Annotated in this window: 17 protein-coding genes and 2 tRNA genes; 12 read left to right on the top strand and 7 right to left on the bottom strand. The window is 66.9% G+C overall.

Annotated elements, in window-relative coordinates; genetic code table 11:
• Together serA and AAHS21_RS26175 are read left to right on the top strand one after the other, a co-directional pair.
• Positions 1–1587: a phosphoglycerate dehydrogenase gene (gene serA, locus AAHS21_RS26180; RefSeq protein WP_342930438.1), complete on the top strand. Its 1587-nt coding sequence runs from the start codon at positions 1–3 to the stop codon at positions 1585–1587.
• The gene (locus AAHS21_RS26175; RefSeq protein ID WP_342930437.1) at positions 1584–2594 is read left to right on the top strand and encodes a 3-isopropylmalate dehydrogenase; all 1011 of its coding nucleotides are present in this window, start codon (positions 1584–1586) and stop codon (positions 2592–2594) included. The genes serA and AAHS21_RS26175 overlap by 4 nt, the downstream gene beginning before the upstream one ends.
• Here AAHS21_RS26175 and AAHS21_RS26170 read toward each other — a convergent pair.
• The gene (locus AAHS21_RS26170) at positions 2494–3810 is read right to left on the bottom strand and encodes an MFS transporter (RefSeq protein WP_342930436.1); all 1317 of its coding nucleotides are present in this window, start codon (positions 3808–3810) and stop codon (positions 2494–2496) included. The two genes, AAHS21_RS26175 and AAHS21_RS26170, sit on opposite strands and share 101 nt — an antisense overlap.
• A gap of 71 nt (positions 3811–3881) precedes the next feature.
• Here AAHS21_RS26170 and AAHS21_RS26165 point away from each other — a divergent pair, with 71 nt between their 5' ends.
• The 4 genes from AAHS21_RS26165 (at position 3882) to AAHS21_RS26150 (ending at position 6488) form a co-directional block, all read left to right on the top strand.
• Positions 3882–4682 carry a fumarylacetoacetate hydrolase family protein gene (locus tag AAHS21_RS26165; RefSeq protein ID WP_096285956.1) on the top strand — a complete coding sequence of 267 codons (801 nt, stop codon included), beginning with the start codon at positions 3882–3884 and terminating at the stop codon, positions 4680–4682.
• Positions 4679–6145, top strand: a complete 1467-nt coding sequence (gltX, locus tag AAHS21_RS26160) for a glutamate--tRNA ligase (protein ID WP_342930435.1) — start codon at positions 4679–4681, stop codon at positions 6143–6145. Before AAHS21_RS26165 ends, gltX begins: the two co-directional genes overlap by 4 nt.
• A 126-nt stretch (positions 6146–6271) precedes the next feature.
• Positions 6272–6343, top strand: a tRNA-Gln gene (locus tag AAHS21_RS26155).
• Positions 6344–6415: 72 nt separating this feature from the next.
• Positions 6416–6488: transfer RNA gene (locus tag AAHS21_RS26150), tRNA-Glu, on the top strand.
• A gap of 5 nt (positions 6489–6493) precedes the next feature.
• Here AAHS21_RS26150 and AAHS21_RS26145 read toward each other — a convergent pair.
• Together AAHS21_RS26145 and AAHS21_RS26140 are read right to left on the bottom strand one after the other, a co-directional pair.
• A complete protein-coding gene (locus AAHS21_RS26145; RefSeq protein ID WP_096285960.1) occupies positions 6494–7006 on the bottom strand; it encodes a PPOX class F420-dependent oxidoreductase in 513 nt (170 codons plus the stop codon).
• An 87-nt stretch (positions 7007–7093) separates the two neighbouring features.
• Positions 7094–7795 (bottom strand): IclR family transcriptional regulator, encoded by a 702-nt coding sequence (locus AAHS21_RS26140; protein ID WP_342930434.1) that lies wholly within the window; start codon positions 7793–7795, stop codon positions 7094–7096.
• Positions 7796–7877: 82 nt separating this feature from the next.
• Here AAHS21_RS26140 and leuC point away from each other — a divergent pair, with 82 nt between their 5' ends.
• From leuC to AAHS21_RS26125, 3 genes are all read left to right on the top strand, one after another.
• The gene (leuC, locus tag AAHS21_RS26135) at positions 7878–9308 is read left to right on the top strand and encodes a 3-isopropylmalate dehydratase large subunit (RefSeq protein ID WP_342930433.1); all 1431 of its coding nucleotides are present in this window, start codon (positions 7878–7880) and stop codon (positions 9306–9308) included.
• Between the two features lie 20 nt (positions 9309–9328).
• Complete coding sequence (gene leuD / locus AAHS21_RS26130) at positions 9329–9925, top strand: 3-isopropylmalate dehydratase small subunit (RefSeq protein ID WP_342930432.1); 597 nt, start codon at positions 9329–9331, stop codon at positions 9923–9925.
• A 213-nt stretch (positions 9926–10138) separates the two neighbouring features.
• The gene (locus AAHS21_RS26125; RefSeq protein ID WP_342930431.1) at positions 10139–10738 is read left to right on the top strand and encodes an HU family DNA-binding protein; all 600 of its coding nucleotides are present in this window, start codon (positions 10139–10141) and stop codon (positions 10736–10738) included.
• Between the two features lie 66 nt (positions 10739–10804).
• On the opposite strand, the gene AAHS21_RS26120 is transcribed toward AAHS21_RS26125, so the two are convergent.
• From AAHS21_RS26120 to cofC, 3 genes are all read right to left on the bottom strand, one after another.
• A complete protein-coding gene (locus tag AAHS21_RS26120; protein ID WP_342930507.1) occupies positions 10805–11752 on the bottom strand; it encodes a bifunctional NUDIX hydrolase/histidine phosphatase family protein in 948 nt (315 codons plus the stop codon).
• 72 nt (positions 11753–11824) lie between these two features.
• Positions 11825–13996 (bottom strand): RNA degradosome polyphosphate kinase, encoded by a 2172-nt coding sequence (locus AAHS21_RS26115; RefSeq protein ID WP_342930430.1) that lies wholly within the window; start codon positions 13994–13996, stop codon positions 11825–11827.
• Between the two features lie 80 nt (positions 13997–14076).
• The gene (gene cofC, locus AAHS21_RS26110) at positions 14077–14727 is read right to left on the bottom strand and encodes a 2-phospho-L-lactate guanylyltransferase (RefSeq protein ID WP_342930429.1); all 651 of its coding nucleotides are present in this window, start codon (positions 14725–14727) and stop codon (positions 14077–14079) included.
• Positions 14728–14850: 123 nt separating this feature from the next.
• Here cofC and AAHS21_RS26105 point away from each other — a divergent pair, with 123 nt between their 5' ends.
• Positions 14851–15873, top strand: a complete 1023-nt coding sequence (locus AAHS21_RS26105; protein WP_342930428.1) for an NAD(P)H-dependent glycerol-3-phosphate dehydrogenase — start codon at positions 14851–14853, stop codon at positions 15871–15873.
• A gap of 88 nt (positions 15874–15961) precedes the next feature.
• Complete coding sequence (locus AAHS21_RS26100) at positions 15962–17104, top strand: D-alanine--D-alanine ligase family protein (RefSeq protein ID WP_342930427.1); 1143 nt, start codon at positions 15962–15964, stop codon at positions 17102–17104.
• On the opposite strand, the gene AAHS21_RS26095 is transcribed toward AAHS21_RS26100, so the two are convergent.
• Complete coding sequence (locus AAHS21_RS26095) at positions 17101–17673, bottom strand: DUF3515 domain-containing protein (protein ID WP_342930426.1); 573 nt, start codon at positions 17671–17673, stop codon at positions 17101–17103. The genes AAHS21_RS26100 and AAHS21_RS26095 overlap by 4 nt on opposite strands.
• A 148-nt stretch (positions 17674–17821) precedes the next feature.
• On the opposite strand from AAHS21_RS26095, the gene AAHS21_RS26090 reads away from it, so the two are divergent.
• Positions 17822–18790 carry a thiamine-phosphate kinase gene (locus AAHS21_RS26090; protein ID WP_342930425.1) on the top strand — a complete coding sequence of 323 codons (969 nt, stop codon included), beginning with the start codon at positions 17822–17824 and terminating at the stop codon, positions 18788–18790.
• Positions 18791–18793: the final 3 nt, after the last annotated feature.

The raw sequence follows: 18793 nt of genomic DNA, 5'->3' as shown, positions 1-18793 counted from the left end.
GTGAACCTGCCTGTTGTGTTAATCGCCGACAAACTCGCTCAATCAACTGTCGCCGCCCTGGGCGACCAGGTCGAGGTGCGCTGGGTAGACGGTCCGGACCGGGAGAAGCTGCTCGCAGCGGTGCCCGAGGCCGACGCGCTGCTGGTGCGCTCCGCGACCACCGTCGACGCCGAGGTACTGGCGGCCGCCCCCAAGCTCAAGATCGTCGCCCGCGCCGGGGTGGGTCTGGACAACGTCGACGTCGACGCGGCCACCGCGCGCGGCGTCCTGGTGGTCAACGCCCCGACGTCGAACATCCACAGCGCCGCCGAGCACGCTCTGGCGCTGTTGCTCTCGGCGGCCCGCCAGGTTCCGGCGGCCGACGCATCGCTGCGCGAACACACCTGGAAACGGTCGTCGTTCAACGGCACGGAGATATTCGGCAAAACCGTCGGAGTGGTGGGGCTGGGCCGGATCGGCCAGCTGGTCGCCCAGCGGATCGCCGCGTTCGGCACCCACATCGTGGCCTACGACCCCTACGTCTCGCCGGCCCGGGCGGCGCAGCTCGGCATCGAATTGCTCTCCCTGGACGACCTGTTGGCCCGTGCCGACTTCATCTCGGTGCACCTGCCCAAGACCGCCGAGACGGCAGGCCTGATCGACAAGGAGGCGCTGGCCAAGACCAAGCCCGGCGTCATCATCGTCAATGCCGCGCGCGGCGGGCTGGTCGACGAGGCCGCGCTGGCCGAGGCGATCACCAGCGGGCATGTGCGTGCGGCCGGTCTCGACGTGTACTCCAAGGAGCCGTGCACCGACAGCCCGCTGTTCGAGCTGCCGCAGGTGGTGGTGACACCGCACCTGGGCGCGTCGACGTCCGAGGCGCAGGACCGGGCCGGCACCGACGTCGCCGAGAGCGTGCGGCTGGCGCTGGCGGGGGAGTTCGTGCCCGACGCGGTCAACGTCGGCGGCGGCGTGGTCAACGAGGAGGTGGCGCCCTGGCTGGACCTGGCGCGCAAACTCGGCGTGCTGGCCGCGGCGCTGACCGATGGCCTGCCCGCGTCGCTGTCGGTCCAGGTGCGCGGCGAGCTGGCGTCCGAAGACGTTGAGGTGCTGAAGCTTTCGGCCCTGCGCGGCCTGTTCTCGGCGATCATCGAGGACCCGGTCACCTTCGTCAACGCGCCGGCGTTGGCGGCCGAGCGCGGCGTGACCGCCGAAATCAGCACGGCCACCGAGAGTCCCAACCATCGCAGCGTCCTGGACGTGCGCGCCGTCACCCACGACGGCTCGAGCGTCAACGTCGCGGGCACGCTGTCGGGTCCGCAGTTGGTCGAGAAGGTCGTCCAGATCAACGGCCGCAACTTCGACCTGCGCGCGCAGGGCAAGAACCTGGTGATCAATTACATCGACCAGCCCGGAGCGCTGGGCAAGATCGGCACCCTGCTGGGGGCGGCCGGGGTCAATATCCAGGCCGCACAGCTCTCCGAGGACGCCGAGGGTCCGAGCGCGACGATCCTGCTGCGGCTCGACCAGGACGTGCCCGCCGACGTGCGCTCGGCGATCTCGCAGGCGGTCGGCGCGAACAAGCTGGAAGTTGTTGACCTGTCATGAAATTGGCGATCATCGGTGGTGACGGCATCGGGCCCGAGGTAGTCGCCGAGGCGGTCAAGATTTTGGATGCCGTCAAGCCGGGCGTAGAGAAGACCGAATACGACCTGGGCGCACGGCGTTTCCACGCCACCGGCGAACTGCTGCCGGAGTCTGCGCTCGCCGAGCTGCGCCAGCACGACGCGATCCTGCTCGGCGCGATCGGTGACCCGTCGGTCCCCAGTGGCGTGCTGGAGCGAGGGCTGTTGTTGCGCTTGCGCTTTGAGTTGGACCATCACGTCAACTTGCGTCCGGCCCGGCTGTACAAAGGCGTCAGCAGCCCGCTAGCGGGCAACCCTGAGATCGATTTCGTGGTGGTGCGCGAGGGAACCGAAGGGCCGTATACGGGTAACGGCGGCGCGATCCGGGTCGGGACGGTGCATGAGGTGGCCACCGAGGTCAGCGTCAACACCGCGTTCGGGGTGCGTCGCGTCGTGGTCGACGCGTTCGAGCGGGCCCGGCAGCGTCGCAAGCATCTGACGTTGGTGCACAAGAACAACGTGCTGACCTTCGCCGGGAAACTGTGGTCGCGAGTCTTCGCCGAAGTCGGTGCGGACTATCCCGACGTCGAGGTGGCCTATCAACACGTCGACGCCGCGACCATCTTCCTGGTCACCGACCCCGGACGCTTCGACGTGATCGTCACCGACAACCTGTTCGGCGACATCATCACCGATCTGGCCGCCGCGGTGACGGGCGGAATCGGCTTGGCCGCCAGCGGGAATATCGATGCCACGCGGACCAACCCGTCGATGTTCGAGCCGGTGCACGGCAGCGCCCCCGACATCGCCGGCAAGGGCATCGCCGATCCGACCGCGGCCATCGTCTCGGTCGGGCTGCTGCTTGCCCACCTCAGTGAGACCGAAGCCGCTAGCCGGGTGGACCGAGCGGTCGAGACGTATCTGGCGTCTCGGCGCGACGAGCGGCGCTCGACCGCCGAAGTCGGCGAGCGGATCGCGGCCGCGCTGTAGCTGTTGGGCTGGATGCCAAGCCGGGCGGCAACAGCTTGGCCGGCACCAACGGTATTGCCGCCAAAGGGAACAACCCGCACAACGCCCATGCCGTCGGATATTTGGCCGCGTCGATCAGCACACCGAACAGCGGGGCGCCCGCGGCCGCGAACAGCCGCTGGGTGGTGTTCTGGATTCCCAGCGCGCGTCCGCTCCAGAATTGCCCGGCGAATTCGGTGATCGCCGTTGCCTCCAATCCGTTGTCGAGCACCGCGATCACCGAGACGACGATCATCACCGGCACTTCGAAACCCCAGTCGCCGTCGTCGGCGAGCGTGAGCAGAAACAAGCTCAAGGTCGCGACGACGGCGATGATGCGTACCGGGCGCATCCGGGAGCCCACCCGGTCCGACCACCGGCCGACCGCGACACGGCCCAGCGCGCCAAGGACCTGCGAGAGGGTGACCACACCGCCGGCTTCGGCGACGGTCCAGCCATGGTGCCTCATCAACCACACCAGCATGAACGTCACGGTCACGGTCTGCGGCATCATCAGCAGACCAGCCACCGCGTGAATTCGCCACAGCGTCAGCGACTCCCGGTAGGGGCTGGCCAATTCTTGCGGAGTGGCCGCTTTGCGGTGTTTGCGCGGCGGGTCAACGATTCCGACCGCGCAGGCCACCGCCGAGCAGGTGCATGCGAGTGCCGGGAACATCAGCCCGGCGTGCAGTCCCCGTTCGGCCAGCTCGGGCATTACCAATGCGCCCAGGGCGATTCCCAACGGCTGGGCGGTCTGGCGGATGCCCATCGCCAGGCCGCGCTGGTGCACCGGGAACCACGCCGACACCAGCCGGCCGCCGGCGGCGTTACAACTCGCCGCGGCCATGCCACCCAGAAACAGGTAGGCACCGACCAACACCATCGAATGGGCCGACGCCGCGGCATAGGTCGCTGCCGCGGTGAGCGCCGAGCCCACTGTCAGGACGAGCCGCTCGCCGACGCGGTCGAGCAGGTAGCCCCAACCGATCAGGGTCACGACCATTCCCCAGCTCGGCATCGACGACAACAGACTGGCTTCGGTCAGCGGAATCCCGCGTTTGGCCTGCAGCGACGGAATCAGGAAAGCGACGCCGTTGATGAAGAGGAACGAACTCGCCGTCACCCATAGCGAAATGACCATGACGGACCAGCGGGCGCCGGCGCTCAGTTGGCCCGTGACTCCCGGGTCCGTGGGCATCCCTCATCGTGGCACACGCGAGGTCGCGCCCGGCTGCTGTCAGGCTCACGGCCGTCATTAGGCTCAACAAAATGCGCCTAGGTCGAATCGCCAGTCCGGATGGTGTCTCCTTCGTCAGCATCGAGGGTCCGCTGGAGGATCCCAGCGCGATGACTGCCCGTGAGATCGCCGAGCACCCGTTCGGCACCCCGACGTTCACCGGCCGCTCGTGGCCGGTGGCCGACGTCCGGCTGCTGGCGCCGATGCTGGCCGGCAAGGTGGTGTGCGTCGGCAAGAACTACACCGACCACATCGCCGAGATGGCGAACTTCGCAACGGGCCCGGCCGCGGCCGATCCGATCATCTTCCTCAAACCCAACACCTCCATCATCGGACCCAACGTGCCGATCCGCTTGCCCGCCAACGCATCACCCGTGCACTTCGAAGGGGAGTTGGCTGTGGTGATCGGCCGGCCGTGTAAGGACGTGCCCGCCGCCCAGGCCGCCGACAACATCCTCGGGTACACGATCGCCAACGACGTGTCCGCGCGCGATCAGCAACAGGCCGACGGCCAGTGGACTCGCGCCAAGGGGCACGACACCTTCTGCCCGGTGGGTCCCTGGGTTGTCACCGACGTCGACCCGGCCGACCTCGCGTTGCGCACCGAGGTCAACGGCCAAGTCAAGCAGGACAGCCGCACCTCGCTGATGATTCACGACGTCGGCGCCATCGTGGAATGGATCTCCGCGGTGATGACCCTGCTGCCCGGTGACCTCATCCTGACCGGGACGCCGGCCGGCGTCGGCCCCATCGAGGACGGCGATACCGTCGCCATCTCCATCGAGGGCATCGGCACCCTGTCCAATCCCGTGGTCCGAAAGGGAAAGTCGTGACTGCGCCAGGGACTGTTCGGGTTCGGTTCTGCCCGTCGCCCACCGGCACCCCACATGTCGGGATGGTCCGCACCGCGCTGTTCAACTGGGCCTATGCGCGGCACACCGGCGGCACTTTCGTCTTTCGCATCGAGGACACCGACGCCGAGCGGGACAGCGAGGAAAGCTATCTGGCGCTGCTCGACGCGCTGCGTTGGCTCGGGCTGGATTGGGACGAGGGGCCCGAGGTCGGTGGACCCTATGGGCCGTACCGGCAGTCGCAGCGCGGCGACGTCTACCGCGAGGTGGTGGACAAGCTGCTCGCGGCGGGTGAGGCCTACCATGCCTTTTCGACGCCGGAAGAGGTCGAGGCTCGCCATATCGCCGCCGGCCGCAATCCCAAGCTGGGCTACGACAACTACGACCGCGAGCTGACCGAGGAGCAGCGTGCGGCGTATCTGGCCGAGGGCCGTAAGCCGGTGGTGCGGCTGCGCATGCCCGACGAAGACCTCGCGTGGGATGATCTGGTGCGCGGGAGGACCACCTTCGCGGCGGGCTCGGTGCCCGATTTCGCGCTGACCCGGGCAAGCGGAGATCCCTTATATACCTTGGTCAACCCATGCGACGACGCACTGATGAAGATCACCCACGTGCTGCGCGGCGAGGACCTATTGCCGTCGACGCCGCGTCAGATTGCCTTGTACCAGGCGTTGATGCGGATCGGGGTGGCCGAGCGGGTCCCGGAATTCGCACACCTGCCAACGGTATTGGGGGAGGGCACGAAGAAGCTGTCCAAGCGCGATCCACAGTCCAATCTGTTCGCTCACCGCGATCGCGGCTTCATCCCCGAGGGACTGCTGAATTACCTTGCGCTGCTTGGCTGGGCGATCGCCGACGATCACGACCTGTTCAGCCTCGGCGAAATGGTGGCCGCGTTCGACGTCGTCGACGTCAACTCCAATCCGGCCCGCTTCGATCAGAAGAAGGCCGACGCGCTCAACGCCGAACATATCCGAATGCTGGAGGTGGCCGACTTCACCGGCAGGCTGCGCGACTACTTCGCCGTGCACGGGCATCGCCTGGAGCTCGACGAAGCGGAATTCGCGTTCGCGGCCGAGCTGGTGCAGACCCGCATCGTGGTGCTCGGTGACGCGTGGGATCTGCTGAAGTTCCTCAACGACGACGAATACGCGATCGACCCCAAGGCCGCGGCCAAGGAGTTGGGTCCGGAGGCGGGCGCGGTGCTGGACGCCGCGCTGACGGCGCTGGAAAAAGTGACGGACTGGACCGTGGCCGCGATCGAGGAGGCCCTCAAGACCGCGCTGATCGACGGTCTGGCGCTCAAACCGCGCAAGGCGTTCGGCCCGATCCGGGTCGCCGCGACCGGGACGACGATCAGCCCGCCGCTGTTCGAGTCGCTGCAGCTGCTCGGTCGTGACCGTAGCCTGGGGCGGCTGGGGGCGGCGCGGCAAGAGGCGGTCTAAATCTTTGGTAGTCTGCACTGCGGTTTGCAAAGGCCGACAACGGCTGGCGGCGGCGGACTCCCATGCTGGCAACAGCCCTTGAAGAAGTACGGGAAAACGCTCTGAACAGCGGTTTTAGGCAGCCAATGGGGTATGGTGTAATTGGCAACACAGCTGATTCTGGTTCAGCCATTCTAGGTTCGAGTCCTGGTACCCCAGCAAAATCGGTCCACTGCAAGCGATTAGGTGCCCCCCGTTAGGTGAGCTATGCTGGCAGCTCGGATCGGTTCTGGCCCCGTCGTCTAGCGGCCTAGGACGCCGCCCTCTCACGGCGGTAGCGTGGGTTCGAATCCCATCGGGGCTACATATTTACTGGCCGGTCCCCAGCACGGCCGGTGCGGTGGAACCACCCACCGGCATCGGCGGCAATCCCAGTTTGCGGTGATCCCACGAGCGCGCCCGTCGCGCGACGATGCGCACGCAGACGCGCTTGTTCATCATCTGCTCGACGAACGGCTTCATCTCGTCGGTGTAGGGGCCGGTGTAGCGCTCCCAGACACTGACGCCGACCCGGTGCGCGACGTCCGGATCGTCGACGATCTCGGCCACGCCTTCGAAGGCAACCCCGCGCAGCGTGTCATAGGTGTCGCCGTCCTCGATCAGAAAGGTCACCCGGGGGTCGCGGGTCAGGTTGACCGCTTTCTGAGACTTGGCCTTTGTCTCCAGCCAGATCTCGCCGTCGACGACGGCGTACCACATGGCGGTCAAGTGCGGCTGGCCGTCCGAACCAATGGTGGCCATTGTTCCGGTGCGGCTCTTGACGACGAAATCGGCGATCTCATCGTCGGACATGACGATGCTCGCGCGCTGATTGGTTCCCATCGCGTCAGTCTGTCAGCGGGGGATTTTGAGTGCGCGCTCAGGGCGTCCGGGACGCACTGACCGCCCTGGACGCACGGTCTACGCACACTAGAGACGGCGAGTCATGGCGTCGGCGGCCGATAGCAGGTCGGCGGCCCAGCGCGCCCCTGGGCGCCGGCCGATGCGGTCGATGGGTCCCGATACCGAGATGGCGGCGACGACCACGCCGCGACCGTCGCGCACCGGCGCCGAGACGCTCGCGACCCCAGGTTCGCGCTCGGCAACGCTTTGCGCCCAACCGCGCCGGCGTACTTCGGCCAGCGTCCGGTCGGTGAACTTCGCCGTCGGCAGAACCGCTTTCTGAGTGGCGACATCGCTGTGTGCCAGCAACACTTTGGCTCCCGAGCCCGCCGTCATCGGCAACCGCGCGCCAACCGGAACCGTATCCCGAAGGCCCGCAGACGGTTCCAGGGCGGCCACGCAGACCCGCGACGTGCCCTCGCGCCGGTACAGCTGCACGCTTTCGCCGGTGCTCTCGCGCAATTGGGGGAGGACCGCGGCACCGGCCGCCAGCAATGGATCGTTGACGTGCGCGGCGAGTTCGCTCAGCGCGGGGCCCAGCTGCCAACGCCCTTCGTCGTCACGCGCCAGCAGGCGATGTACCTCCAGCGCGGCGGCCAGCCGGTAGGTGGTGGCCCGCGGAAACCCGGTTCGCTCGCACAGTTCGGCTAACCCGCAGGGAGATTCCGCGACCGTATGCAGCACATCCACGGCTTTATCCAGAACGCCGATGCCGCTATGCTGTCTCATAAAGAGATACTAGCGTCTCGCATTCTGAGATCACCAGCCCTGTTGGTCATCGAGGCGCAACAGGATGATTGAGGTGACTCCGATGGCAGCTGCTCACCAGCCGCGCACCCTGGCCGAAAAGGTTTGGGACGACCATGTTGTGGTATCCGGCTCGACGGGCGAAGGGGTCAGCGCGCCCGACTTGATATACATCGACCTGCATTTGGTGCACGAGGTCACCAGCCCGCAGGCGTTTGACGGCTTGCGCCTGGCCGGTCGGCCGGTGCGCCGGCCCGATCTGACGCTGGCCACCGAGGACCACAACGTACCGACCGTCGACATCGACAAGCCGATCGCCGACCCGGTATCGCGCACTCAGGTCGAGACATTGCGGCGCAACTGCGCCGAATTCGGTGTGCGGTTGCATCCGATGGGCGACATCGAGCAGGGCATCGTGCATGTGGTCGGACCCCAATTGGGGTTGACCCAACCGGGAATGACGATTGTGTGTGGGGACAGTCACACATCTACCCATGGCGCATTCGGCGCATTGGCGATGGGCATCGGCACCTCGGAGGTCGAGCATGTGCTGGCCACTCAGACATTGCCGTTGCGCCCCTTCAAAACAATGGCGGTCAACGTCGACGGCGAATTGGCGCCCGGTGTTACGGCCAAAGACATCATCCTCGCGCTGATCGCCAAGATCGGCACCGGCGGTGGGCAAGGCCATGTCATCGAATACCGGGGCAGCGCGATCGAATCGCTGTCCATGGAAGGCCGGATGACGGTCTGCAACATGAGTATCGAAGCCGGGGCGCGGGCCGGAATGGTGGCACCGGACGAGACCACCTACGAATTCCTGCGGGGCCGCCCGCACGCGCCGACGGGTGCGCGGTGGGATGCCGCGTTGCAGTATTGGCAACGGCTGCGCACCGACGACGGTGCCGTCTTCGACACCGAGGTCTATCTGGACGCGGAGTCATTGACCCCGTTCGTCACCTGGGGCACCAATCCGGGCCAGGGCGTGCCATTGGGCGCGGCGGTGCCGGACCCCGAATTGATGACCAACGACGACGAGCGCCAGGCCGCCGAGAAAGCGTTGGCGTATATGGACCTTCGGCCGGGCATGCCGATGCGCGAGATCGGCGTCGATGCGGTGTTCGTCGGGTCTTGTACCAACGGTCGTATCGAAGATCTTCGGGTGGTGGCCGACGTCCTGCGCGGTCGCACCGTGGCCCAGGGCGTGCGAATGCTGGTCGTGCCGGGTTCGATGCGGGTGCGCGCGCAAGCCGAAGCCGAAGGCCTCAGTGAGGTATTCATCGCCGCCGGCGCCGAATGGCGGCAGGCCGGCTGCTCGATGTGCCTGGGCATGAACCCCGATCAGCTTGCGCCCGGCGAGCGTTGCGCCGCGACGTCCAACCGCAACTTCGAAGGGCGGCAGGGCAAAGGGGGCCGTACGCATTTGGTATCGCCGGCCGTCGCGGCGGCGACCGCGGTCCGCGGCACATTGTCTACCCCGGCCGACTTGAACTGAAAACGAAATCGAGGACGAAAATGGAAGCCTTTCACACCCACACCGGGATTGGCGTGCCGCTGCGGCGCTCCAATGTCGATACCGACCAGATCATTCCCGCGGTCTATTTGAAGCGCGTCACCCGAACCGGTTTCGACGACGGCTTGTTCGCGACGTGGCGCTCAGATCCGTCATTCGTGCTCAATCTCAGTCCATTTGACCGAGGTTCGGTCTTGGTCGCCGGACCCGACTTCGGGACCGGATCGTCGCGCGAGCACGCGGTGTGGGCGTTGATGGACTACGGGTTCCGGGTCGTCATCTCGTCTCGATTCGGTGACATTTTTCGGGGCAACGCGGGCAAGGCGGGGCTACTGGCGGCCGAAGTCGACCAAGACGGTGTTGAACTGCTTTGGAAGCTGATCGAGCAGAGTCCGGGACTGGAAATCACTGCCAATCTTCAAGATCGAAATATCACCGCGGGAACGACGGTGCTGCCGTTCAAGATTGACGACCACACCGCTTGGCGACTACTCGAAGGGCTCGACGATATAGCCCTTACGCTGCAGAAACTCGACCAAATCGAATCTTTTGAGTCGGCCCGTCCGGACTGGAAACCGCGCACGCTACCCGCCCCGTGAACGGTTGATCGAGGCGCGAATTACCCCGATCGCCTTAGCTAGCAAGGCTTATTTTTCGCCTGCGTCACCGGCCAAGGGCGGCAAGCGGATTGCGGAATTTCCTGTCGCATAGCCGTGAAATTGCGCGTGGCGCTTGGCAATTTGCTGGGTGAGGGTTTACCGTGTTCGCTAGTCGGTTCCCAAAATGGGACCACTGGCTTCGGAGGGTTTTGGATGAACAAAGCAGAGCTCATAGATGTGCTCACACAGAAATTGGGCTCGGACCGTCGGCAGGCGACCGCCGCCGTCGAGAATGTTGTCGACACCATTGTGCGTGCGGTGCACAAGGGCGACAGCGTGACCATCACCGGGTTCGGTGTGTTCGAACAACGGCGCCGCGCAGCGCGTGTGGCCCGCAACCCGCGGACCGGTGAGACGGTGAAGGTAAAGCCGACGTCCGTCCCCGCGTTCCGCCCGGGTGCTCAATTCAAAGCGGTTGTTGCTGGCGCGCAGCGCCTCCCGTCGGAAGGACCGGCCGTGAAACGTGGTGTTGTCGCAGGAGCAGCCAAGAAGGTTGCCAAGAAGGCTCCCGCCAAGAAGGCTGCGGTGAAGAAGGCCGCGACCAAGGCTCCGGCTAAGAAGGCCGCGACCAAGGCTCCGGCTAAGAAGGCCGCGACCAAGGCTCCGGTCAAGAAGGCCGCGACCAAGGCTCCGGTCAAGAAGGCCGCGACCAAGGCTCCGGTCAAGAAGGCCGCGACCAAGGCTCCGGCTAAGAAGACTGCTGCCAAGAAGGCGCCGGCCAAGAAGACGGCCGCCAAGCGCGGTCGCAAGTAAGTCAACCGAGTTCAGACGCGAATACCCTTCGGGCGGCATTGCTGCCCCCGAAGGGTATTTCGTGTATCAGGCCCGAACGTTGGCGGCCAGCGCGCCGCCGATGTGATCGGCCGCCACCAGTCGGCCCCCGGACAGCGACAGCACCCAGGTGCTGCCCTTGTGGTTGCGTGACTTGTCCGGGTCCACGCCGTCGCGTTCGCACCACCAGGTGATCAGATCCGGAATTACCTTGCCCTGCGTACAGATCACCGGTGTGCCCTCGCGGCCGGCGATGCGCAGCATCCGCTGCCGGCCCCGTTTGGGGCTCTTGGCGTAAGCCTCTTCGGTGAGCGTGGACTCGCTCTCGATGCTGACACCCAGTTCCTCGGCGAGTGGTTCAACCGTCTGATGGCAGCGCACCCGGTCGGCGGCGTACACGTCGGTGACGCCGAACGCCATCAGCTGGGCGACCAGCGCCTCGGCTTGCGCGCGTCCTTTTTTGTCCAGCGGTCGTTTGGTGTCGTCGCCGGAAAAGCGTGACTTGCGGCCTGCGGTGCCGTGCCGCACCACCAACACAGTATGCGTGTCCGCAGGCTGTTTCATGAAGCGCCGCAACACATTTCGGTCCTGGGCGTAGTCGAGCTTCTTCATCGCGGCAGCGACGGGCAACCAGATCAATTCGTCGACCTCTTTGCCCGGCACGAATTTGCCACCGGTGCTGCGAGCCGCCCAGTAGTACACCTTCTTGACACCCGCGTCGATCGGATAGCTCACCTTGGCCAGTCGCCGGCCGAGGACGGCGTGGTGGCCGGTCTCCTCCAGTACTTCGCGTACCGCGGCCATGGGCGCCGTTTCGCCGGGGTCCACCTTGCCCTTGGGCAACGACCAGTCGTCGTAGCGAGGGCGATGGATGAGCGCTATCTCGAGCTCGGGATTGTCCGAATCAGCACTGCTGTGTCGCCACAGCACCGCGCCTGCGGCGTAGACGATCCGCTTGCCTGAGCGCCGACCGCCTGACGAGTTCTGGTCCGACAACTTACTCCTGCAGGTCAATTCGGCCAGCGCCATGCCGGCCATCGGGTGGCCTGGAAAATTACCACATGGGCGTTAGGCGCCCCGGTGCCGCTCCATCAGCGACTCCTGGTGGTCGCGCACGGAGTGACCTTCCCGTGGCGAGGCGGTCCACTGCCCGTCGGCCTCGAGCTCCCAGCACCGCGTGGACGGGTCCAGCGCCGAATCGAACAAATCGTTCAAATAGGAGGTCAGCTTCGGATCCTTGACCTGAACCAGCGCCTCGACGCGACGGTCGAGATTGCGGTGCATCATGTCGGCGCTGCCGATCCAGAACTCGTTGATGCGATTGAAATGCATGATCCGCGAGTGCTCCAGGTACCGGCCGAGGATCGAGCGCACGGAGATGTTCTCCGAGAACCCTTCTGCGCCTGGGCGCAGCGCGCAGATTCCGCGTACCACCACCTCGACTTGCACACCGGCCCGCGAGGCGCGATACAACGCGTCGATCACCTGCTCGTCGACCAGAGCGTTCATTTTCATCCGGATCCGGCCGCCGCCGTGGTCGCGGTGCGCCGCGATCTCGCGATCGACGCGTTCGATGATGCCCGTCCGAATGCTGTGCGGGGCAACCAACAGATTGCGGTAGGAGACTTTGCGTGAGTAGCCGGTCAGCGAATTGAACAGGTCGGTCAGGTCAGCCCCGATTTCGGGAGACGCCGTGAGCAGACCGACGTCCTCGTAAAGCCGCGCCGTCTTTCCGTTGTAGTTGCCGGTCCCAATATGGCAGTAGCGCCGGATGGTTGACCCTTCGCGGCGCACCACCAGGCAGGTCTTGCAGTGCGTCTTGAGCCCGACGTAGCCGTAGACGACGTGCACGCCCGACTGCTCAAGGGTGCGTGCCCAGCGGATGTTGGCCTGCTCGTCGAAGCGTGCCTTGATCTCCACCATTGCCACGACTTGCTTTCCGGCCTCGGCGGCTTGGATCAGCGCACGAACGATCGGCGAGTCACCGGAGGTGCGGTACAGCGTCTGTTTGATCGCCAGCACGTTGGGGTCGGCGGCGGCCTGCTCGATGAATCGCTGCACGCTCGTGGAGAACGACTCATACGGATGGTGCAGCAGCACATCGCCTTCGCGCAGCGTCGCGAAAATGCTCTTGGGTGTTTCCTTGTCGGCGAACGCCGGGCTGGTGGCCGGGACGAAGGTCCAGTCCTTGAGCGCGGGGCGGTCGATGCCGTAGATCTGCCACAGCGACGAGAGGTCCAGCAGCCCGGGCACTTCGATGACATCGCTGGGATTTACGTCGAGTTCGCGCAGCAGCAGCTCCAACATGCCCTCGGTCATGTCGTCGGAGACTTCGAGTCGCACCGGCGAACCGAACCGCCGGCGCGCCAATTCCCGCTCCAGCGCCTGCAATAGGTCTTCGTCGCGGTCCTCTTCGACCTCATAGTCGGCGTTGCGGGTGATGCGGAACGTGTGGTGTTCGACGATCTCCATGCCGGGGAACAGCTCCGGGAGAAACGCCGCGATCAGCTCCTCGGTCGGCAGGTAGCGAACGACGGCGTTGCCCTCCTCGCCGCCGAGTTCGACGAAGCGGTCGACGTTGTCGGGCACCTTGACTCGGGCGAAGTGCTGGCCACCGCCGTCCTTGACCGTGACGGCCAGGTTCAGGCTCAGCCCGCTCACGAACGGGAACGGGTGTGCCGGGTCCACCGCGAGCGGGGTCAGGACCGGGAAGACCTGTTCGGTGAAATAGGTCGACAGTTGGTCGCGCTCAGCCTGATCCAAATCGGCCCACGTGACGATATAAATGCCTTCTTGCGCGAGTGCCGGGCGCACCGAGTCGAGGAACTCGCGCGCATGCCGGGTCGCGATGCGCTGGGTCTGCTCGCCGATGCGGGCCAGTTGCTCGCGCGGCGTGAGGCCGTCAGCCGAGCGGACCGACAGCCCCATCTCGTCGCGACGCTTGAGGCCGGCGACCCGGACCATGTAGAACTCGTCGAGGTTCGACGCGAAGATCGCCAGGAACTTGGCTCGCTCCAACAATGGCAGCGAGGTGTCGGCGGCCAGTGCCAGCACTCGCGCGTTGAAGTCCAGCCAGCTCAGTTCACGGTTGAGGTACCGGTCCTCCGGCAGCGCGTCATCGATCACCGCGTGGGTGGTAGCAGGGGGAGCGCCCAGAGCGCTGTCGCCGTGTTGCCACACGGTTTCGTCAATCCGTGCTTCAGCTTCGATTTCGGTCACCAGGGAATCATTGCTCATCACCGGGTGGTGCTGCTAGCGCTCGGTAGACATCCATCCGCCGTTGGCGCGCCGTTCATCCCCCGGACAGGTTTGCTACGCGCTCAGGGGTGGGCGATAGCGCGGGCGGTTGCCCCGCCGATGCCGAGCCGGCGGGCCGCGACCAAATCGGCGGGGGTGTCGACGTCACAGCGCAGGCCGGGCCACGCGCCGGTCAGCTCGATCGCGCCCGAACGACGATGCCGCGCGGCCGAATCCGAGCCGAACTGCGGCTGCAGCGCCGTGCCGAATGCGCACAAAGCCGCGGTGCCGGTGGCCAGCCGGTCGGCGACGAAACTGCGCCGGTGCGCGCGTGCCGCGGCGATCGCCTCGGCCAGCTCCTGGGTCTGTAGCGCGGGCAAATCACCTTGCAGCGCAACAACATTGGCGAATGACTCCGCGACGAAGCGTTCGGCGGTGGCGATCGCATGGTTCAGCGGATCGTCATGGTCCTGGGGCGTCGGGTCGGCGATCACCTGCGCCCCGAGCCGTACCGCCGCGGCTGCCGCGGCGTCGTCGGGGGTGACGACCGTGATCGAGCCGACGGCGGCGACACCGACCGCCGCCGTCACGGTGTCCACCAACATGGCCAGCACCACGGTCTCGCGGGTCCGCGCCGAGAACACCGGAGCCAGTCTGGTCTTGGCGGCGGCCAACCGCTTGACAGCGATGATCAACGCGACATCGCCGGCGCCGTCACCCCGGGTGCCGCTCATGGCGTCAATCCTGCCAGCGCGCGTCGTCGCGCCGGTCGCGAGCCGTCATGGTGACGGCGGCGGATCGCTGTTCTAGGGTGTAGCGGCTGCAGATGCCGCGTTTGTTAGAGATCGGGATGGGAAATGGCCAGCACAGCGGGCGCCGTTGCGGTGATGGGCGCCGGAGCATGGGGAACGTCGCTGGCCAAGGTGCTCGCCGAGGCCCTCGACGGGACCGGAGCGCAGATCAGGCTGTGGGCGCGTCGATCCGACGTCGCCGAGCAGATCAACGCCACCCGCTACAACCCCGCCTACCTGCCCGGCACCCTGTTGCCGCCAGGTATCCGGGCCACCGCCGACGCGGCCGAGGCGCTACACGGCGTGACGACGGTGCTGCTGGGCGTCCCGGCGCAGAACCTGCGCAGCAACCTCGAGCAGTGGGCACCCCTGATCGCCGACGGCGCGACCCTGGTCAGCCTGGCCAAAGGCATCGAGCTGGGCACCCTGATGCGAATGAGTCAGGTCATCGTCTCGGTGACCGGCGTCGACATGTCGCAGGTGGCGGTGATCTCCGGGCCGAACCTGGCCAGTGAAATTGCGGAATGTCAACCCACCGCCACCGTGGTCGCGTGCAGCGACTCCGGGCGCGCGGTCGCCCTGCAGCGCATGCTGAATACCGGCTACTTCCGCCCGTACACCAACAGCGACGTGGTCGGCACCGAGATCGGCGGGGCCTGCAAGAACGTCATCGCCCTCGCGTGCGGGATGGCGGCCGGCGTCGGGCTGGGCGAAAACACCGCCGCGGCGATCATCACCCGGGGTCTGGCCGAGATCATGCGGCTGGGCATCGCGCTGGGCGCCAAGGGCGCGACCCTGGCGGGCCTGGCCGGCGTCGGCGATCTGGTCGCTACCTGCACATCTCCGCATTCGCGCAACCGGTCGATGGGTGAGCGCCTGGGGCGGGGCGCAAGCATGCAGTTGGCGCTGGAAGGAAAGGACGGCCACGTCGTCGAGGGCGTGACGTCCTGCGAATCGGTGCTCGCCCTGGCGTCCAGCTACGACGTCGAGATGCCGCTCACCGATGCGGTACACCGGGTCTGCCACAAGGGACTGTCGGTGGACGACGCGATGGCCCTGCTGCTGGGCCGCAGCACCAAGCCGGAATGAGCGCGCCGCCGGCCGCCGTTCCGGCAAAACCCCGCCACACCTCGGCGACCCGACCCGTCGGCATCCCAACCGGTACCCTCTCCAGGTTGTGAACGCCAGTGATGCGACCAGCCGGCCCTCCGCGTCAGGGGGCAGCCGGGTGCGCGTTGCTGTCGTCTTCGGTGGGCGCAGCAACGAGCACGCCATCTCGTGCGTGTCCGCGGGCAGCATCCTGCGCAACCTCGATCCGCAACGATTCGATGTGGTCGCGATCGGCATTACCCCCGAAGGCTCGTGGGTGCTCACCGACGGCGACCCGGACGCGCTGGCGATCAGTGACCGGCGACTGCCCGGGGTGACCACCGAATCGGGAACCGAGCTGGCCCTGCCGGCCGATCCGCGCCGCGGCGGCCAGCTGGTGTCGCTACCGCCGGGCGCGGGTGAAGTCCTGGGTTCGGTCGACGTGGTCTTCCCGGTTCTGCACGGACCCTACGGCGAGGACGGCACGATCCAGGGGCTGCTCGAACTCGCCGGTCTGCCCTACGTCGGCGCCGGTGTACTGTCCAGCGCCGTCGGGATGGACAAGGAATTTACCAAGAAGCTGCTTGCCGCCGAGGGGATTCCGGTCGGGCCGTATGTGGTGCTGCGCCCGACGCGGCAGACGCTGGCGCCCGAGGAGCGCGAGCGCCTCGGCCTTCCGGTGTTCGTCAAACCCGCGCGCGGTGGTTCCTCGATCGGGGTCAACCGGGTCGCGAGCTGGGATGAACTGGCCGTCGCGGTGGCCGATGCTCGCCGGCACGATCCGAAGGTGATCGTCGAAGCCGCGATCAATGGTCGCGAGCTGGAGTGCGGAGTGCTCGAAATGCCGGACGGCACAATAGAGGCCAGCACGGTAGGTGAGATCCGGGTGGCCGGTGTGCGCGGTCGCGAGGACGGCTTCTACGACTTCGAAACGAAATACCTCGACGACGCAGCCGAATTGGATGTGCCCGCCAAGGTCGACGACGAGATCGCAGACGACGTGCGCCAATTGGCGATCCGGGCGTTCAAGGCCATCGACTGCCAAGGCCTGGCGCGGGTCGACTTCTTCCTCACCGAGGACGGGCCGGTGATCAACGAGGTCAACACGATGCCGGGGTTCACCACGATCTCGATGTACCCGAGGATGTGGGCGGCCAGCGGCATCGACTACCGGAGTCTGCTGGCCACCATGGTGGAAACGGCGCTGGCCCGGGGCACGGGTCTGCGCTAACGCTCACCGGGCCGGGCGGGGTCGATCGGCACCGCCGTGATGGTGTGGTCGATCACCTCGGAAAGCTGCTGGATCGGTGTGGGCCCGGATCCCGACGGCAGGGTCAGCGCCACATACACCGGCCGGTCCACCGTGTACCAGGTGGATCTGCCTGCGTCACCGCCGGATTGCTGCTCGGCCGCCACCTCGAACCACTGCACCCGGTCGACGATCTGGATCGGGGACCCCACCACAAAGGCGGTCGGACGGTCGAGCCCGCAGCGCAGTACCACCGGCTCGTTGCCGGTTCCGGTGCGCCAGGCGGCCGCGCCCTCGGGTGCCGGCTGTGCCAGCGGCGCGCGCTGATAGTCGCCGAGCCGCTGCGGCAGCGCCGCCGACAGCGCGTGGCATGCGGGGCTGTTGGCCTGCGGCGCCGGCACCGTGGGAAGGGCGACCGGCTGCGGCGGCGCTTCGCGGGTTGCCGCGATGACAAGCACGATGCCGATGGCGAGGACCGCCACCACAACCGCGGCGATCAGCAGGGCCCGCGGCGGTCCGCCTGGGTCGTCGGAGTCCGAACCGGTCATCATCGCCCGGCCGTCGACGCCCGTAGCGTCGAGAACCGGGCACCTCCCATCTCATACACTGGCGCCGTCCGCCCGCGCGGGCAGGGACCAAACTTACCGCAGGTCGGGCCGCTGTACGAGGGCCTTGTAGTACCACGCCGGAGGAGCTGACGTGCGCGAAGAAGTATCCGGCGAGTCGGCCACCCTGGGGCAGCTCGGTGAATTCGCGGTCATCGACCGGCTGGTGCGCGGCCGGGTTCAGCCCGACGCCGTGCTGCTCGGGCCCGGTGACGACGCGGCGGTGGTATCGGCCGGTGACGGCCGCAGCGTGGTGTCGACCGACATGCTGGTGGCCGGCCGGCATTTCCGGCTGGATTGGTCCACGCCGCATGACGTCGGCCGCAAGGCGATAGCCCAGAACGCCGCGGACATCGAGGCGATGGGCGGGCGGGCCACGGCGTTCGTGGTCGGCTTCGGTGCCCCCGCCGATACGCCGACGGCGGACGCGGAGGCGTTGGTCGACGGAATGTGGGACGAGGCCGCGCGGGTCGGCGCCGGCATCGTCGGCGGCGATCTGGTCAGCTCCCCGCTGTGGGTGTTGTCCGTGGCGGTGCTGGGCGACCTGGGCGGCCGGGCCCCGGTGTTGCGTTCGGGGGCCAAGCCCGGCGCGGTGCTCGCCATCGCCGGCGAACTGGGCCGTTCGGCGGCGGGATACTCGTTGTGGCGCAACGACATTAGTGGATTCGACCGCCTGCGAACCCGGCATCTGGTGCCTGAGCCGCCCTACGGCCAGGGTGCCGCCGCCGCGGCCGCGGGCGCGCAGGCGATGATCGACGTCTCCGATGGCCTGATCGCCGACCTGCGACATGTCGCCGACGCCTCGGGGGTGGGCATTGACTTGTCCACCGCGGCGCTGGCTCCTGATCGCGACGCGCTGAGCGCCGCCGCGACGGCGACCCAGGCCGATCCGTGGGCGTGGGTGCTGGGCGGCGGCGAAGACCACGCCCTGGTGGCCTGTTTCGCCGGTGCGGTGCCATCCGGGTGGCGCGTGATCGGGCAGGTGCTCGACGGCCCGGCCCGGGTACTCGTCGACGGCGCCGCATGGCAGGGATACGCGGGCTGGGAGTCGTTCGAAGGTTAGGGT

Origin of the sequence: Mycobacterium sp. 050272 (assembly GCF_039023525.1) — a bacterium.
In the GTDB taxonomy this organism is placed as follows: domain Bacteria; phylum Actinomycetota; class Actinomycetes; order Mycobacteriales; family Mycobacteriaceae; genus Mycobacterium.
The sequence above is the reverse complement of the archived record's forward strand: the minus strand, read 5'-3'. Positions and strand labels throughout refer to the sequence as shown.

Excerpts from the sequence above, each read along its gene's own strand:
- AAHS21_RS26175 (WP_342930437.1), top strand. The coding sequence starts at position 1,584 with ATGAAATTGGCGATCATCGGTGGTGACGGCATCGGGCCCGAGGTAGTC.
- AAHS21_RS26170 (WP_342930436.1), bottom strand. The coding sequence starts at position 3,810 with ATGCCCACGGACCCGGGAGTCACGGGCCAACTGAGCGCCGGCGCCCGC.
- AAHS21_RS26165 (WP_096285956.1), top strand. The coding sequence starts at position 3,882 with ATGCGCCTAGGTCGAATCGCCAGTCCGGATGGTGTCTCCTTCGTCAGC.
- AAHS21_RS26145 (WP_096285960.1), bottom strand. The coding sequence starts at position 7,006 with ATGGGAACCAATCAGCGCGCGAGCATCGTCATGTCCGACGATGAGATC.
- AAHS21_RS26140 (WP_342930434.1), bottom strand. The coding sequence starts at position 7,795 with ATGAGACAGCATAGCGGCATCGGCGTTCTGGATAAAGCCGTGGATGTG.
- leuC (WP_342930433.1), top strand. The coding sequence starts at position 7,878 with ATGGCAGCTGCTCACCAGCCGCGCACCCTGGCCGAAAAGGTTTGGGAC.
- leuD (WP_342930432.1), top strand. The coding sequence starts at position 9,329 with ATGGAAGCCTTTCACACCCACACCGGGATTGGCGTGCCGCTGCGGCGC.
- AAHS21_RS26125 (WP_342930431.1), top strand. The coding sequence starts at position 10,139 with ATGAACAAAGCAGAGCTCATAGATGTGCTCACACAGAAATTGGGCTCG.
- cofC (WP_342930429.1), bottom strand. The coding sequence starts at position 14,727 with ATGAGCGGCACCCGGGGTGACGGCGCCGGCGATGTCGCGTTGATCATC.
- AAHS21_RS26105 (WP_342930428.1), top strand. The coding sequence starts at position 14,851 with ATGGCCAGCACAGCGGGCGCCGTTGCGGTGATGGGCGCCGGAGCATGG.
- AAHS21_RS26095 (WP_342930426.1), bottom strand. The coding sequence starts at position 17,673 with ATGATGACCGGTTCGGACTCCGACGACCCAGGCGGACCGCCGCGGGCC.